15 protein-coding genes are annotated in these 14,668 nt (G+C 72.8%); 8 read left to right on the top strand and 7 right to left on the bottom strand.

Annotated elements, in window-relative coordinates; all coding sequences use genetic code 11:
- Position 1 precedes the first annotated feature (1 nt).
- Positions 2 to 724, bottom strand: a complete 723-nt coding sequence (locus ACFZBD_RS09235; protein WP_391138046.1) for a 1-acyl-sn-glycerol-3-phosphate acyltransferase — start codon at positions 722 to 724, stop codon at positions 2 to 4.
- A 287-nt stretch (positions 725 to 1,011) separates the two neighbouring features.
- On the opposite strand from ACFZBD_RS09235, the gene ACFZBD_RS09230 reads away from it, so the two are divergent.
- The 6 genes from ACFZBD_RS09230 to ACFZBD_RS09205 all read left to right on the top strand — a co-directional run bounded on the left by ACFZBD_RS09230 (position 1,012) and on the right by ACFZBD_RS09205 (position 6,298).
- On the top strand, positions 1,012 to 1,365 hold the full coding sequence (locus ACFZBD_RS09230) for a thioredoxin domain-containing protein (protein ID WP_391138043.1): 354 nt from the start codon (positions 1,012 to 1,014) through the stop codon (positions 1,363 to 1,365).
- A gap of 200 nt (positions 1,366 to 1,565) precedes the next feature.
- Positions 1,566 to 2,081, top strand: a complete 516-nt coding sequence (locus ACFZBD_RS09225) for a flavin reductase (RefSeq protein WP_391138040.1) — start codon at positions 1,566 to 1,568, stop codon at positions 2,079 to 2,081.
- 215 nt (positions 2,082 to 2,296) lie between these two features.
- Positions 2,297 to 3,082 (top strand): electron transfer flavoprotein subunit beta/FixA family protein, encoded by a 786-nt coding sequence (locus ACFZBD_RS09220; protein WP_391138037.1) that lies wholly within the window; start codon positions 2,297 to 2,299, stop codon positions 3,080 to 3,082.
- Positions 3,083 to 3,170: 88 nt separating this feature from the next.
- Positions 3,171 to 4,133, top strand: coding sequence for an FAD-binding protein (locus tag ACFZBD_RS09215; protein ID WP_391138034.1), 963 nt, complete (start codon positions 3,171 to 3,173; stop codon positions 4,131 to 4,133).
- 167 nt (positions 4,134 to 4,300) lie between these two features.
- Entirely contained in the window at positions 4,301 to 5,590 is a 1,290-nt protein-coding gene (locus tag ACFZBD_RS09210; RefSeq protein ID WP_391138031.1) for a DUF6986 family protein, read from the top strand.
- Between the two features lie 81 nt (positions 5,591 to 5,671).
- A complete protein-coding gene (locus ACFZBD_RS09205) occupies positions 5,672 to 6,298 on the top strand; it encodes a phosphotransferase (RefSeq protein ID WP_391138028.1) in 627 nt (208 codons plus the stop codon).
- A 40-nt stretch (positions 6,299 to 6,338) separates the two neighbouring features.
- On the opposite strand, the gene ACFZBD_RS09200 is transcribed toward ACFZBD_RS09205, so the two are convergent.
- The 3 genes from ACFZBD_RS09200 to ACFZBD_RS09190 all read right to left on the bottom strand — a co-directional run bounded on the left by ACFZBD_RS09200 (position 6,339) and on the right by ACFZBD_RS09190 (position 9,493).
- Positions 6,339 to 7,376, bottom strand: coding sequence for a SpoIIE family protein phosphatase (locus ACFZBD_RS09200; protein ID WP_391138025.1), 1,038 nt, complete (start codon positions 7,374 to 7,376; stop codon positions 6,339 to 6,341).
- 209 nt (positions 7,377 to 7,585) lie between these two features.
- A complete protein-coding gene (locus ACFZBD_RS09195) occupies positions 7,586 to 8,230 on the bottom strand; it encodes a dihydrofolate reductase family protein (RefSeq protein ID WP_391138022.1) in 645 nt (214 codons plus the stop codon).
- 282 nt (positions 8,231 to 8,512) lie between these two features.
- On the bottom strand, positions 8,513 to 9,493 hold the full coding sequence (locus tag ACFZBD_RS09190) for a substrate-binding domain-containing protein (protein WP_391138559.1): 981 nt from the start codon (positions 9,491 to 9,493) through the stop codon (positions 8,513 to 8,515).
- Between the two features lie 210 nt (positions 9,494 to 9,703).
- Between ACFZBD_RS09190 and ACFZBD_RS09185 the strand changes: the two genes are divergently transcribed.
- A complete protein-coding gene (locus tag ACFZBD_RS09185; RefSeq protein ID WP_391138019.1) occupies positions 9,704 to 10,675 on the top strand; it encodes an ROK family protein in 972 nt (323 codons plus the stop codon).
- 53 nt (positions 10,676 to 10,728) lie between these two features.
- Here ACFZBD_RS09185 and ACFZBD_RS09180 read toward each other — a convergent pair whose 3' ends face one another.
- A complete protein-coding gene (locus ACFZBD_RS09180; RefSeq protein ID WP_391138016.1) occupies positions 10,729 to 10,941 on the bottom strand; it encodes a hypothetical protein in 213 nt (70 codons plus the stop codon).
- Positions 10,942 to 11,156: 215 nt separating this feature from the next.
- Here ACFZBD_RS09180 and ACFZBD_RS09175 point away from each other — a divergent pair, with 215 nt between their 5' ends.
- Positions 11,157 to 12,200 carry an NUDIX domain-containing protein gene (locus tag ACFZBD_RS09175; RefSeq protein WP_391138557.1) on the top strand — a complete coding sequence of 348 codons (1,044 nt, stop codon included), beginning with the start codon at positions 11,157 to 11,159 and terminating at the stop codon, positions 12,198 to 12,200.
- 65 nt (positions 12,201 to 12,265) lie between these two features.
- Here ACFZBD_RS09175 and ACFZBD_RS09170 read toward each other — a convergent pair whose 3' ends face one another.
- Complete coding sequence (locus ACFZBD_RS09170) at positions 12,266 to 12,955, bottom strand: MBL fold metallo-hydrolase (RefSeq protein WP_391138013.1); 690 nt, start codon at positions 12,953 to 12,955, stop codon at positions 12,266 to 12,268.
- A gap of 171 nt (positions 12,956 to 13,126) precedes the next feature.
- Complete coding sequence (locus tag ACFZBD_RS09165) at positions 13,127 to 14,491, bottom strand: M20/M25/M40 family metallo-hydrolase (RefSeq protein WP_391138009.1); 1,365 nt, start codon at positions 14,489 to 14,491, stop codon at positions 13,127 to 13,129.
- Between the last annotated feature and the right edge of the window lie 177 nt (positions 14,492 to 14,668).

Raw genomic sequence — 14,668 nt, 5'->3', positions numbered from 1 at the left:
GTCAGCCGGCTTCCTTGACCTGCGCCGGGGTCGGAGCCGTGCCCCCGAGGTGCGCGGGCACCCACCAGGTGTCGCCCGCGTCCTTGGGGCGCACGGGATAGGCGCGCTGCGCGGCCTCCAGCAGCTCCTGGACGCGTTCCCGCAGCCGCCGGGTGATGGCGCCCGCGTACTGGTCCGCCGGGGCCTCCATGGGCTCGCCGACCCTTATCGTCACCGGGATGTGGCTGCGCTTGAAGTTCCGCGCGCGGCCCTTCGTCCAGACCCGCTGGGTGCCCCACAGGGCCATCGGGATCAGCGGCACCCCGGCCTCCTGCGCGAGGCGCGCCGCACCCGACTTGAAGCTCTTCAGCGTGAACGACTGGGAGATGGTCGCCTCGGGGAAGACGCCGATGATCTCGCCGGCCTTCAGCGACTCCAGCGCGTGCTGGTAGGCGTGCTCGCCCTGGGCGCGGTCCACCGGAATGTGCTTCATGCCGCGCATCAGAGGCCCCGACACCTTGTGCCGGAAGACCGAGTCCTTGGCCATGAAGCGGACCAGACGCTTCTGCGGAAGCGCGGCCAGGCCCGTGAAGATGAAGTCCAGATAGCTGATGTGGTTGCTGACCAGCACCGCGCCGCCCGTGCGGGGGATGTGCTCCGAACCCTGCGTGTCGATCTTGAGGTCGAGCGCCTTGAACATCGTGAGGGCGGCGCCGATGACCGGCCGATAGACGAGTTCTGCCATCAGAGAGGAACCCCTTCTTCTGTTCCTGGGGAGGCTGCTCCCGGCGGAAGTTACGCGGCCGTAGGTTTTCGGCTTTGGGCAGATCGTGCCCCATGTGGGCGTCCGGTACCAGTCCTGACGGCTTCGTGCAGAGAGATTCTCGTCACTCCGGGTGGTCGTGGCGGGAATCGATCGGTGCCGTGGGACGCTGCACGGGGCGGTACGGAACACCCGTACGGGTCCCGTACGGGCATCCCCAGGGGCGGCCTGAGGGGGCGGACGGCAGACGGAGAGGCGAGGGAACGGGCATGGACGGGCGGCGGCAGGAACCGGAAGCCGGTACGGCGGCAGCCGCGCGGGTGCTGGACGCCGCGGACCTGGGGGTCCCGCTGGGGGAGCGGGCCACGCTCGTGCAGTTCTCCACGGCGTTCTGCCAGCCCTGCCGGGCCACCCGGCGCACCCTGACCGAGGTCGCGGCCATGGTCGAGGGCGTCGGCCACGTGGAGATCGACGCCGAGGAGCGCCTCGACCTGGTGCGCGCGCTGGAAGTCGTCCGCACCCCCACGGTGCTCGTCCTCGACCGCGCCGGACGGATCGTCGTCCGGGCCGCCGGACAGCCCCGCCGTGCGGACGTCATCGCGGCGCTCGGCCGGGCGGTCTGACGCCGTGACACATCTCGCACATGCCGGTACGCACTTGACTGTGCCCACCATCGATCGTCAGGCTGGCACGGTGCTGCCCCCAGAACTCCTTCGCCACGGGCGGGTCCATGCGGACCCCGACCACCACGCGAGCGCGCGCTGTCAGGGTGTCTGAGAACCCACGGACCCCTCTCATCACGCCCTCGCCGAAGGACAGTTCCATGACGGCCTCACCCGAGCTCCGCACCGTACCCGCCCCCCGCTCGGCCTCCCCCGACCTCCTGCGCTCCGTCTTCCGGCGGCACGCCGCCGGAGTCGCGGTCATCACCGCCCACGGCGACCGCCCCGTCGGCTTCACCGCCACCTCGCTCAACTCCGTCGCCGCCGAGCCTCCCCTGATCTCCTTCGGGGTGGGCACCGCCTCGTCGAGCTGGCCCGTGCTCGCCGAGGCCGAACACGTCGGCGTGCACATACTCGGCGACCACCAACGCGAGCTGGCCGAGACGTTCGCGCGCAGCGGCGCCGACCGCTTCGGCCCGGACGCCCGGTGGAGCACCGGCCCCGAGGGAGTCCCCGTCCTCGACGGCGTCCTCGCCTGGCTGGTCTGCCGCGTGGTGGCCAGGATCCCCGCCGGGGACCACCGGATCGTGATCGCCGAAGCCGTCGCCGGCGACCCCGCCGGGGCCGGTCGGCCGCTGCTCTACCACCAAGGCGGGTTCCACGCCCTGCGCGACTGACGGCACCGAACGCCCCGCACGACCGACGGCACCGGCCGTTCGGGCGTTGCCAAGCTCACACGCCTGAGCGCTTGCTCACCGGTAACGAACTGGCTGTACTGGCGAGTAATATTTTCGCCGGGGCGCAAGCCGCCCCGACCGGAAACCCGCCCTTCAGGCGCCTATGCTGCGAGCAACAAGGCAGCCCGTTATGACGATGCAGTAGGAGAGCCGGCGTGAGCTTGAGGATCGTTGTCTGTGTGAAGTACGTGCCCGACGCCACCGGCGACCGGCACTTCGCCGATGACCTGACCGTCGACCGCGACGACGTCGACGGCCTGCTGTCGGAGCTCGACGAGTACGCCGTCGAGCAGGCGCTGCAGATCGCCGAAGAGGCGGACGACGCCGAGGTCACCGTCCTCACGGTCGGCCCCGAGGACGCCAAGGACGCCCTGCGCAAGGCGCTGTCGATGGGCGCCGACAAGGCTGTCCACGTCGAGGACGACGACCTCCACGGCACCGACGTCATGGGCACCTCGCTGGTGCTCGCCAAGGCGATCGAGAAGACCGGCTACGACGTCGTCATCGCCGGCATGGCCTCCACCGACGGCACCATGGGTGTCCTCCCGGCCATCCTCGCCGAGCGCCTGGGCGTCCCGCAGGTCACGCTGCTCTCCGAGGTCAAGGTCGAGGACGGCAAGGTGACCGGCCGCCGCGACGGCGACACCGCCTCCGAGCAGCTCGAGGCCACGCTTCCGGCCGTCGTCTCCGTGACGGACCAGTCGGGCGAGGCCCGCTACCCGTCCTTCAAGGGCATCATGGCCGCCAAGAAGAAGCCGGTGGAGTCCCTGGACCTCTCCGACCTCGAGATCGAGGCCGAGGAAGTGGGTCTGGAAGGCGCCTGGACCGCCGTCGACTCCGCGGCCGAGCGTCCCGCGCGCACCGCGGGCACGATCGTCAAGGACGAGGGCGAGGGCGGCAGGCAGCTGGCCGCCTTCCTTGCGGAGCAGAAGTTCATCTAGGAGGCCGTCCCGCGTGCCCGGAGTTCCTCCAGGGCTCGCGCGAGCCCCTCAGACCGCCCCTTTTTCGTTCGCAGGAGATGGAAGTCCCATGGCTGAGATTCTCGTCTACGTCGACCACGTCGACGGAGCCGTCCGCAAGCCCACCCTCGAGCTGCTGACGCTGGCCCGCCGCATCGGCGAGCCCGTCGCCGTCGCGCTGGGCAACGGCGCCGAGGCCACCGCCCCGGCCCTCGCCGAGCACGGCGCGGTGAAGGTCCTCACCGCCGACGCCCCCGAGTTCGCCGACTACCTCGTCGTACCGAAGGTGGACGCCCTCCAGGCCGCCTACGAAGCGGTGTCCCCGGCCGCCGTGCTCGTCCCGTCCTCCGCCGAGGGCAAGGAGATCGCGGCCCGCCTCGCGGTCCGCATCGGCTCCGGCATCATCACCGACGCCGTCGACCTCGAGGCCGGCGCCGAGGGCCCGGTCGCGACGCAGTCCGCGTTCGCCGCCTCCTTCACCACCAAGTCCCGGGTGTCCAAGGGCACCCCGGTCATCACGGTCAAGCCGAACTCGGTCGCCGTGGAGGCCGCGCCGGCCGCCGGCACCGTCGAGGCCCTCGCGGTCTCCTTCGGCGAGCTGGCCACCGGCACCAAGGTGACCGCCCGCACCCCGCGCGAGTCCACCGGCCGCCCGGAGCTGACCGAGGCCGCCATCGTGGTCTCCGGCGGTCGCGGCGTCAACGGCGCCGAGAACTTCGCGATCATCGAGGCCCTCGCCGACTCGCTCGGCGCGGCCGTCGGCGCCTCCCGCGCCGCCGTCGACGCCGGCTGGTACCCGCACTCCAACCAGGTCGGCCAGACCGGCAAGTCGGTCTCGCCGCAGCTGTACATCGCCTCCGGCATCTCCGGCGCGATCCAGCACCGCGCCGGCATGCAGACCTCGAAGACCATCGTGGCCGTCAACAAGGACGCCGAGGCCCCGATCTTCGACCTGGTCGACTACGGCGTCGTCGGCGACCTCTTCGAGGTCGTCCCGCAGCTGACCGAAGAGGTCAAGGCCCGCAAGGGCTGACCTGGCGCGCGTGACCTGCGCTTCTTTCGGGCCCGGGGGCCGCACGGTGATCTCTCACCGTGCGGCCCCCGGCCGTTTCGGACAACCATTGACGCAGGTCCCGGGGCCTATTAACTTCGCTATACGGATTGTTGATTCCGTGAAGCGGAAAAGAGAAGGGTGTGGGAATGGGTCAGCAGGAGAAGGTGGCAACGAGCCTCGCGGGCGCGGTCAGCGAGGGCATCAGCGCCTCCCTCGCAGCCGTGGACGCCGAGCTGGACCGCCGCTACCCGGGAGACCCCGGCACCCGCCAGCCCGTCCACACCGTCTACGTCCCCGGCCAGCTCTTCGACGCCACGACCATCCGCTCCTGGGGCGACCAGGCCCTCGCGGCGCTCGACGAGCACGCGCGCGACGCCGAGACCTTCGCCGCCGTCCTCGGCCTCCCCGGCTCCCTCGCCGAGGACGTCTACGGACGCGTACGGGCCAAGCTGGAGCGCGAGCCCATCGAGGACCTGCGCGTCGACTTCGAGGACGGCTACGCCGGCACGGACGAGGACCACGACGCCGCCCGCGCCGCCCGGCTGATCGCCGAGGCCTACCGCGACGGCACCGCCGCCCCGTACATGGGCATCCGGATGAAGTGCATGGAGGCCGCCGTCCGCGACCGCGGCATCCGCACCACCGACATCTTCCTCACCGGCCTCATGGAGCACGGCGGCCTCCCCGACGGCCTGGTCCTCACCCTCCCCAAGGTGACCTACCCCGAGCAGGTCTCCGCCTTCGTACGCCTCTTGGAGGCCTTCGAGAAGGCCCACGGCCTGGACGCCGGCCGCCTCGGCTTCGAGATCCAGATCGAGACCAGCCAGTCCATCCTCGCCGCCGACGGCACCGCCGCCGTCGCCCGGATGATCGACGCCGCCGAGGGCCGCGCCACCGGACTGCACTACGGCACCTTCGACTACAGCGCCTGCCTCGGCGTCTCCGCCGCCTACCAGGCCAGTGACCACCCGGCCGCCGACCACGCCAAGGCGATCATGCAGGTCGCCGCCGCGGGCACCGGCGTCCGCGTCTCCGACGGCTCCACCAACGTCCTCCCGGTGGGCTCCACCGAGCACGTCCACGAGGCCTGGCGCCTGCACTACGGCCTCACCCGCCGCGCCCTCGCCCGCGCCTACTACCAGGGCTGGGACATGCACCCGGGCCACATCCCCACCCGCTACGCCGCCGTCTTCGCCTTCTACCGCGAGGGCTTCGAGGCCGCCGCCCAGCGCATCTCCGCCTACGCCAATCACGCCGGCGGCGACGTGATGGACGAACCCGCCACCGCCAAGGCCCTCAGCTCCTACCTGCTGCGCGGCATCGACTGCGGCGCCCTGGACACGGCCGAGGTCCAGGCCCTCACCGGCCTGACCCGCACCGACCTGGACCGCTTCGCGGCCCCGCGGCGCGGCGACCTGACCACAACGGCCCCGTAGCGAGCCGCCGCCCCGCCCCGCGGATTCCACCGGGCCCCGTACTCCGGCACGCACCACGCGCCCACCGGAGAACGGGGCCCGGTGTCCTTCCGGGCAACAGAGAGGCGGGACAAGCCCGTTGAGGCGCTCGGGGCGGTCACGCGGGAGTTGAACGGCATCCCCGGCCCCGCCTTCGGGCCGCTGGCCGGGCCGGGCGAACCCACCTGGCGCGCGGCCTTCCACCGGATGGTCGAGGAACTGCTGGCCGACGGCGCGCGACGCGCCGTCGACCTGGGCCACGACCCCACCGTGATCCGTGACATCGTGGCGGCCCACGCCGGGGCGCTGGACGAGGTGACCGAGCCCCGGTTCGTCGAATGGGATCTGTGGCCGGGCAATTGCATGGTGCGCGACGGCGCGATCGTCGCGATCCTCGACCACGAGCGGGCGTTCTACGGCGATCCGCTGATGGAGTTCGGCTTCGCGGGCGGCGAGTCGAGCGCGTACGGCGACTCCGCGGCCTTCATCCGTGGTTACGGCCACCGGCCGTTCACCCCGGCCGAGCGGACCCGCCGACGGCTGTACAACCTCCACCTCGCCCTGATCCAGATCATCGAGACGGACTTCCGGGCGTACACCGACACCGAGCAGTACGACTGGGCCCGCGAGCGGCTGAGCGAGACCCTGGCTCTGCTCGGCGGGCCCGCCCCGGCCGGGCCGTCCGGGTGAGCCGCCCGGGACCGGGGGCCGCGGCCGGCCGCTCCCCGGCTCAGGGCGCGCGCAGGTGTACGGCGAGGGCGGCGATGTCGTCGTCGAGCCGGCCCCTGCTGTAGCGGAGGAGATCGTGGTGCAGGGCCGCAAGCAGTTCGCGGGGCGGGGCCAGGGGCTGCCGGCGCAGCCACGCCGCCAGCGGGAAGAACTCGCCGTCGCGGGCGCGCGCCTCGGCGATCCCGTCGGTGTAGAGCAGCAGCAGGTCGTCGGGGGCGAAGGCGAAGGTGTCGACGGTGTAGTGATCGCCGATCAGCTCGGCGAGGCTGAGCGGTGGCGACGGCGTGCCCGGTTCGAGGATGCGCACCTTTCCGTGGTTCACCAGCAGCGGCGGGGGGTGCCCGCAGTTGAGAACGTCGATCCGTCCGCCCCCGTGCGGGATCTCGACGAGGAGGGCGGTGGCGAAGCGCTCCATCGGCCCCTCGGGGGGAAACGCGGCGTTGTAGCGGGTACTGCCGGCGTCCAGCCTGCGCGCGACGTCGACCATGTCGGTCTCGCCGTACGCGGCCTCCCGGAAGGCGTTGACGATCGCGGCGGCCGCCCCGACCGCCGGCAGGCCCTTGCCCCGCACGTCGCCGATGAGCAGCCTGACCCCGTGGGGCGTGTCGACCACCTCGTAGAAGTCCCCGCCGATACGGGCCTCCGCCGCGGCCGCGACGTACAGCGACTCGAGCTCGATGCTGCCGAAGCGGCGGGGCAGCGGGCTCAGCACCACCTTCTGCGCCGCGTCGGCGACGAGCCGCACCTGGAAGAGCGTGCGCTCCCGCTGGAGCCGGACATGACTCCCATAGGCGGCGGCCACCGTCACCGCGATGATCCCCGCGGCCGTCCACCACGTCCCCAGGTCGGGGAAGACGAGGCTGAGGCCGATCATCAGAAGGAGGCAGACCGTGCCGAGCAGGATGGTGGGGAGGACCGGCCACATGGCGGCGGCCAGGGCGGGGGCCGCGGGCAGGAGGCGGCTGAACGCCATTTCCGGCGGGGTGGCGTAGGCCAGACCGGCGATCACCACGGTCAGGATGACCGGCGACAGCCGCACAAGCCTCCCCCGGCCGTAGCGCCGACGGTGCCGCGGCCGTCCAGACTCGATCACCCTCCCCACGATATCCGGGCAAGCCGGGCATAGCGCTCTGACGCACAGGGGCATCCGCCGACGCCCGGCTCCGCCGGGGCCGGACCGTCGCCGGGCGGCGGACCTCCGGAGCGGTGCCGCCGGGCGTCAGGGCTCCGGAGCGGCGCGGGGCGGCTTCAGCCGTCGCTCGCGGTACCGCGGTCGGGCTTGCTCATGTCGCCGGTCGCAGGGGTGCCGTCGGCGAGCCCGTAGCGCAGGTACACGGCGCCCTTCGGGCCGGCCGCCGGGGGCGCGAGGAGCGTGAGGTTGGTGGGCACCGCGCCCTCGTCGAAGACCTTCTTGCCGACGCCGAGCACCACCGGGTGCAGCCAGAGATCGACGCGGTCGAACAGCTTCTCGCGCAGAAGGGTCTGCACGAGGTTCAGGCTCCCGACGACCTTCACGTTCTCGTGCCGCTCCCGGACCTCGCGCACCGCGGCGGCGAGGTCCGGGCCGAGCTGCGAGGACCCGGCCCAGGAGAGGTCGGGCGTCCCGCGGGAGGCCACGTACTTCGGGATGCGGTTGAAGAGCGTGGCGATCTCACTGTCCTCGCCACCCTCCTGGTGGGGCCAGAAGCCGGCGAAGATGTCGTACGTCCGCCGGCCGAGCAGGAGCGCGTCCGTGCCCTCGTACGCGGCACCGATCTGCGCCCCGGCGACCTCGTCGAGCAAGGGTGCCTGCCAGCCGCCGAACGGGAACCCCGCGGGGTCCTCGTCGGGCCCGCCGGGTGCCTGCCCGACGAGGTCGAGGGTCGCGAACAGCTCGATGTGGATGAGTCCCATGGCGTGCTCCCGATGAGTCGGTTGTCTCCGTCATAGAGATAGACCCACGGGTGCCCCGAGACTCATCGCCGCGCCGGAGCCCCTCCCTCCGGGCGCCCCGGCGGCCGGAACGGAGGCCACGGGCTCGGGGCGGCCGGCGAGTGAGCCGAAGGGGCGCGCGGCTGTCGAAAGTGAGGTCGCGCGCAGGTCCCGAGGTACGAGGGACCGAGCACGTCCGACTGTCGACAGCCGCACAAAGCGCCCCGGAGGCGAACCGAGCCGAACAAGCGAGAGAAGAGGCGTTCAGGCCGGGGGAGCGATCTCCCCCGAACCGCGCGGGATCAGCGTCGTGCCCAGCACCACCCGCGCCGGCGCCTCGTCGATGCCGTCGAGGCGGCGGAAGAGGCGCTCGGCCGCCGTGCGACCCAGCGCCGCCGCGTCCTGGGCGATGACCGTGATGCCCAGGAGGTCGGCCAGTTCGATGTCGTCGAAGCCCACCAGGGCCACCGGGTGGTCGCGTCCGGCCAGGGCGCGGACCGCCGTGACCGTGACCCGGTTGTTCCCCGCGAAGAGCGCCGTCACCGGCTCCCCGCCCGCCACCATCGCCTCCACCGCGTCCCGTACCCGCAGCGGGTCCGTCGGCCCCAGCGAGACCCACGACGGGTCCACCGCAAGACCCGCCTCCTCCATCGCCGCGCGGTAGCCCCGCAGCCGCTCGGTCGCCGTGTGGATGCGCGGCCGGTCGCCGATGAAGCCGATGCGGCGGTGGCCGTGGGCGATCAGATGGGCCACGCCGGCCCGCGCCCCGCCGAAGCTGTCCGAGAGCACCGTGTCCGCCTCGATCCCGCCCGCCGGACGGTCGACGAAGACGGTGGCCACGCCCGCCCTCATCTCCGGTTCGAGATAGCGGTGGTCCGAGCCGGCCGGGATGATGATCAGCCCGTCGACCCGCCGGGCGCAGAGGGCGAGCGCCAGCTCCTGCTCCCGGTCGGGGTCCTCCGCGCTGGAACCGTTGATGAGCAGCGCGCCGTGGGCGCGGGCGACCTCCTCGACGGCGCGGCTGAGCGGGCCGTAGAAGGGGTCCGCCAGGTCCTCCAGGACCAGCCCGACGGAGGCGGTGCGGCCCTTGCGCAGCACGCGCGCGCTGTCGTTGCGGCGGAAGCCGAGGGTGTCGATCGCCTCCTGGACCCGCCGCTCGGTGTCGGGCGTGACCCCCGGCTCGCCGTTGACCACCCGGGAGACCGTCTTCAGTCCCACGCCGGCCCGCGCCGCGACATCCTTCATCGTGGGCCGATTGCCGTAACGGTGCTCGGGGCGGCGGGCGTTGTCGGCCACGGTGCGCAGATCCTCTGTCTTGTCGGACGCTCGGCGGACGGCTTCGCGGATACCGTCGTGATGTTGTCGAGCATAGGCCCTGGACAACGTTGTCAGAGGAGGGGAGACTGTACATCACACCGATCATCGTTCCGGCTGCCCTCCTGGAGACCTCGCCCCATGCACACCGACCTCGTCGCCGACCTCGTCGTCGCGCTGGACATCGGCGGCACCAAGATCGCCGGTGCGCTGGTGGACGGCTACGGCCGGATCCTCCTCCGTGCGCAGCGGCCCACGCCCGCGCGCGAGGACGGCGAAACGGTGATGCGGGCGGTGGAGGAGGTGCTGGCGGAGCTGGCCCGTTCGCCCCTGTGGGAGGCGGCGCACGCGGTGGGGATCGGCAGCGCGGGCCCGGTGGACGCCTCCACGGGCACGGTCAGCCCGGTCAACGTCCCCGGCTGGCGCGGGTTTCCGCTGGTCGAGCGGGTCCACCGGGTCGTGGGGGGCCGGCCCGTCACGCTGGTCGGCGACGGCGTCGCGATGACGGCGGCCGAGCACTGGCGGGGCGCGGCCCGGGGCCACGCCAACGCCCTCTGCCTGGTCGTCTCCACGGGCGTCGGCGGCGGCCTGGTCCTCGACGGCCGGGTGCACCCGGGTCCCACCGGGAACGCCGGCCACATCGGTCACATCAGCGTCGACCTGGACGGCGACCCGTGCGCCTGCGGCGGACGCGGCTGCGTGGAGCGGATCGCGAGCGGGCCGCACATCGCCCGCCGCGCCCTGGAGAACGGCTGGCGGCCCGGCCCGGACGGCGACACCTCCGCCGCTGCGGTGGCCGCCGCCGCGAAGGCGGGGGAGCCGGTCGCCGTGGCCTCCTTCGACCGCGCCGCCCAGGCACTGGCCGCCGGAATCGCCGCGACCGCCACCCTGGTGGAGATCGACATCGCGGTCGTCGGCGGGGGAGTGGCGGGCGCGGGCGACGTCCTCTTCGCGCCCCTCCGCCGCGCCCTGCGGTCGTACGCCACGCTCTCCTTCGTCCGCGACCTGACGGTCGCCCCGGCGCTCACGGGCACGGACGCCGGACTCCTGGGCGCGGCGGCCGCGGCGTCCCCGCCCCGCACTCCCACGCCCGCGACGGCGCGCCGAGCGTGACGGGCCGGGCCGTGTCAGGGACGTAGCGCCGTCCGCCCGAAGGGCAGGGGCCGTCAGCGGCCCGCCGGTTGGGGCGTCTTCGGCGGACGGGCCGAGGTGGAACGGGCCGTCCGCTGTTCGACGATGACGAGGAAGGTGTCGGACTCCAGGTCCATGATCACCTTCGCCGGGAGTCCTTCGTCCCGGCGTGCGCTGGCGAACTCCTCCGCCGGCCAACTGCCCCGCGGACCGCCCGCGGGAAACTTCTCCAATACCGTACGGTTCATCTCCGCACCCCCTTGCCTTGCCGGTCCAACGACAGCCGGCCCCGAAGTGTTACGCACCGCCCCGCACGCGCGTTCGTTCGGTGACGCGTCTGCTCTTCGCGTACCCCCGTCCGGCCCGACCAGGCCTGCGGCCCGGCCGAATCGCCCGATTGCCCGCGGGGGTTTCCGTGGCAGGGTGTTGCGGGCAAGCCACTGGGGGCTACCGAAGAGGGGGAATCGTGATCGTCTGGATCAACGGTGCGTTCGGCGCGGGCAAGTCGAGTACCGCGCGCGAGCTGGTCGATCTGATCCCGCACAGCACGCTGTACGACCCCGAGCTCATCGGCGGCGCGATGGGCTGGCTGCTTCCGCAGAAACGACTCGCCGAGGTCAACGACTTCCAGGACCTGCCGATCTGGCGCCGCATGGTCGTGGACACCGCCGCCGCTCTGCTCGCGGAGGTCGGCGGTGTGCTCGTCGTCCCGATGACCCTGCTGCGGCAGGAGTACCGCGACGAGATATTCGGCGGTCTCGCCGCCCGTCGCATCGAGGTGCGGCATGTGCTGCTCGCTCCCGACGAAACGATCCTGCGCGAACGGATCACGGCCCGGACGCCGGACGGCTCCGACACCAGGAGCTTCGAGCGTGTCCGCCAGTGGTCGTTGGACCACATCGAGCCCTACCGGGCCGCCCGGGCCGACTGGCTCGACGCCGACGCCCACACCGTCGACACCTCCGCGCTCTCCGTCGCCGAGTCGGCCGCCGCCGTCGTCGAGGCCCTCGGCAGCGGCGCCGCCGGCTCCTGCGGCATCGTCCAGACGCCCGAGCCGACCGGCGAGACGCTGGCCGCGGGCGTGCTGCTCTTCGACGAGGAGGATCGTTTCCTTCTCGTCGATCCGACCTACAAGCCCGGCTGGGAGTTCCCCGGCGGCGTCGTCGAACGGGGCGAGCCCCCGGCCCGCGCGGGCATGCGCGAGGTGGCCGAGGAGATCGGCGTCGAACTGGAGGCCGTGCCCCGCCTGTTGCTCGTCGACTGGGAGCGCCCGCAGCCGCCCGGCTACGGCGGTCTGCGGTTCCTCTTCGACGGCGGCCGGCTGCCCGCCGCCCGGGCCGACCGCCTCCTGCTGCCCGGGGCCGAACTGCGCGCCTGGCGCTTCGTCACCGAGGAAGAGGCCGCCGAGATGCTCCCGCCCGTCCGCTACCAGCGCCTGCGCTGGGCCCTGCGCGCACGTGAACGCGGCACCGTCCTGAACTGCGAGGCCGGCGTGCCCGTCGGCTGATCGCTGCGGCGGTCGGACGGGTACGGGCCCGTCGGCCGGTCCGACGGGACTTTCGAAACACGCCCCTAGGCGTCCGTCGTCGCCGCCGACCGCAGCAGGTCCGCCGCGTCCTGCGTCACCGGGTCGCCGTGGCCGCAGCAGAGGACGGCCGGCTCCAGCTCCGCGAGCCGGCGCATCGACGTCCTCGCGCGGTCGCGGTCCACATGGAAGACGCCGAACGTCACCCCCTGCACGGCGGCGACCGTGTCCCCGGTGAACAGCACGCCGTGGCGCGGCAGATGGACCGCGAGCGAGCCGTCGGTGTGCCCCGGCGTGTGCACCACCACGGCCCCGTCCCCGAAGTCGAGCACCTCCCCGTCCTCCAGCTCGCGGTCCACCCGGGTGGGCGGAGCCTCGGGGACGGTCAGGCCGTGCTCGTACAGCGGGAGCTCCCAGTCGAGCAGGTCGGGCTCCGGGACCGGGGCGTCGCCGCGGACCACCGGGGCGTCCAGGCGGTGGGCCAGGATCTCCGCGCCGTACCGCTCCGCCAGTTCCCCGGCCGAGCCCACGTGGTCGCGGTGGCAGTGGGTCAGCACGATCCGGCGCAGCCGCGCGGGGTCGAGGCCCACCGTCCGTATCGCCGTCTCCATCGCGTCGGCCGCGCCCACCCACCCGGCGTCGATCAGGGTCGACTCGTCGCCGTCCCGCCACAGATATGCCTGGCCGATGGAGAAACGGAGCATGTGCAGCCGCGGGGTGATTTCGATGAGGTCCATACGGCGAACGTACGCATCACGTCCGTCCGCCGTAGGCCGCTACGCTCTCGGCGAGCTTCGCCGAGCGCTGAACACCCGCTCCCCGCCGGCCCCCGGAGCCAGCGAACCGCCGGCCCGAGGGGACGGCGGGCCCGCCGTCCCCTCGGGCGCCGCGTCCGTCGGAGTCTCCGCTCAGACCCGCTTCGAGCGCGCGTAGTTCACCAGGAAGTGCGCCTCCGTCACCGAGAGCCGCTCCAGCTCCTCCGGGGACACCGACTCGTTCACCGCGTGGATCTGCGCCTCCGGCTCGCTCAGGCCGATCAGCAGGATCTCCGCCTTCGGGTAGAGCGCGGCGAGCGTGCTGCAGAGCGGGATCGAGCCGCCCATGCCGGAGGCCTGCATCTCCTCGCCGGGGTAGGCGATCCGCATGGCCTCGGCCATCGAGGTGTACGCCGGGCTCGTCACGTCCGCGCTGAACGGCTGTCCCTGGCCGATCTGCTCGAAGCTCACCCGCGCGTTCCACGGCACTCGCTTCTGGATGTGCGCGAAGAGCAGCTGGGTCGCCTCCGCGGCGTCCTGGCCCGGCGGGACCCGCAGGCTGATCTGGGCGCGCGCGGTCGACGGGATCGACGGCGTCGCGCCCGCCACCGGGTGGCAGTCGATGCCGATGACGGTGACCGCCGGGCGGGCCCAGATCCGGTCGGCGACCGTGCCGTTGCCCGGCAGGCCCACCCCGTCCAGGACCCGGGCGTCCCTGCGGAACTCCTCCTCCGGGTACTGCAGGCCCTCCCACACGGCGTCGGCCGGCAGACCGTCGATGACCGTGGAGCCGTCCTCGGCGCGCAGCGTGTCCAGGACACGGATCAGCGCGGCCAGCGCGTCGGGCGCGGCACCGCCGAACTGGCCGGAGTGCAGGTTCCCTTCGAGGGTGTCGATCCGGACCCGGATCATCGTCATCCCGCGCAGGGTCGCGGTCACCGTCGGCAGACCGACCCGGAAGTTGCCGGTGTCGCCGATGACGATCGTGTCCGCCGCCAGCAGGTCGGGGTGCGCCTCGGCGTACCGCTCCAGACCGCCTGTGCCCTGCTCCTCCGACCCCTCCACGATCATCTTGACCGTGACCGGCACCCCGCCGTTCGCCTTCAGCGCGCGCAGCGCCAGCAGGTGCATGATGAAGCCGCCCTTGCAGTCGGCCGCGCCCCGTCCGTACCAGCGTCCGTTCCGCTCCGTCAGCTCGAACGGCGGGCTGAGCCACGCCGACTCGTCCAGCTTCGGCTGCACGTCGTAGTGCGCGTAGAGGAGGACGGTCGGGGCGCCGGCCGGGCCGGGCAGCACGCCGTACACCGACTGCGAGCCGTCGGGGGTGTCGAGCAGCTCCACGTCCTGGAACTCCTCGGCGCGCAGTGCGTCGGCCACCCAGGCGGCGGCGGCCTCGCATTCGCTGCGGGGCGCCACGGCCTCGTCCGCGACCGACTCGAAGGCCACCAGCTCCGCGAGCTCCGCGCGGGCACGGGGCATGAGGCCGGCGACGGTCTCGGCGATCGGATTCGCGGTCATGGGCACGCTCCTGGTGGGTGCGACGTTAAGAGTGGCGTTGCCGTTGTCGGGTGTACGGCGAACGTACGGTCGATCCTACGGCGCGGGCCGTCGAGGGCCGCGCCGTAGGATGCGGTACAGAGCAGGGACCACCGGTCGGATCAGGAGCAGAAGCACATCGTGAGCAGCGAGAACGCA

This window comes from Streptomyces sp. NPDC008121 (genome assembly GCF_042957155.1).
Lineage (GTDB): Bacteria > Actinomycetota > Actinomycetes > Streptomycetales > Streptomycetaceae > Streptomyces.
This window is presented reverse-complemented; position numbering and strand designations above follow the sequence as displayed.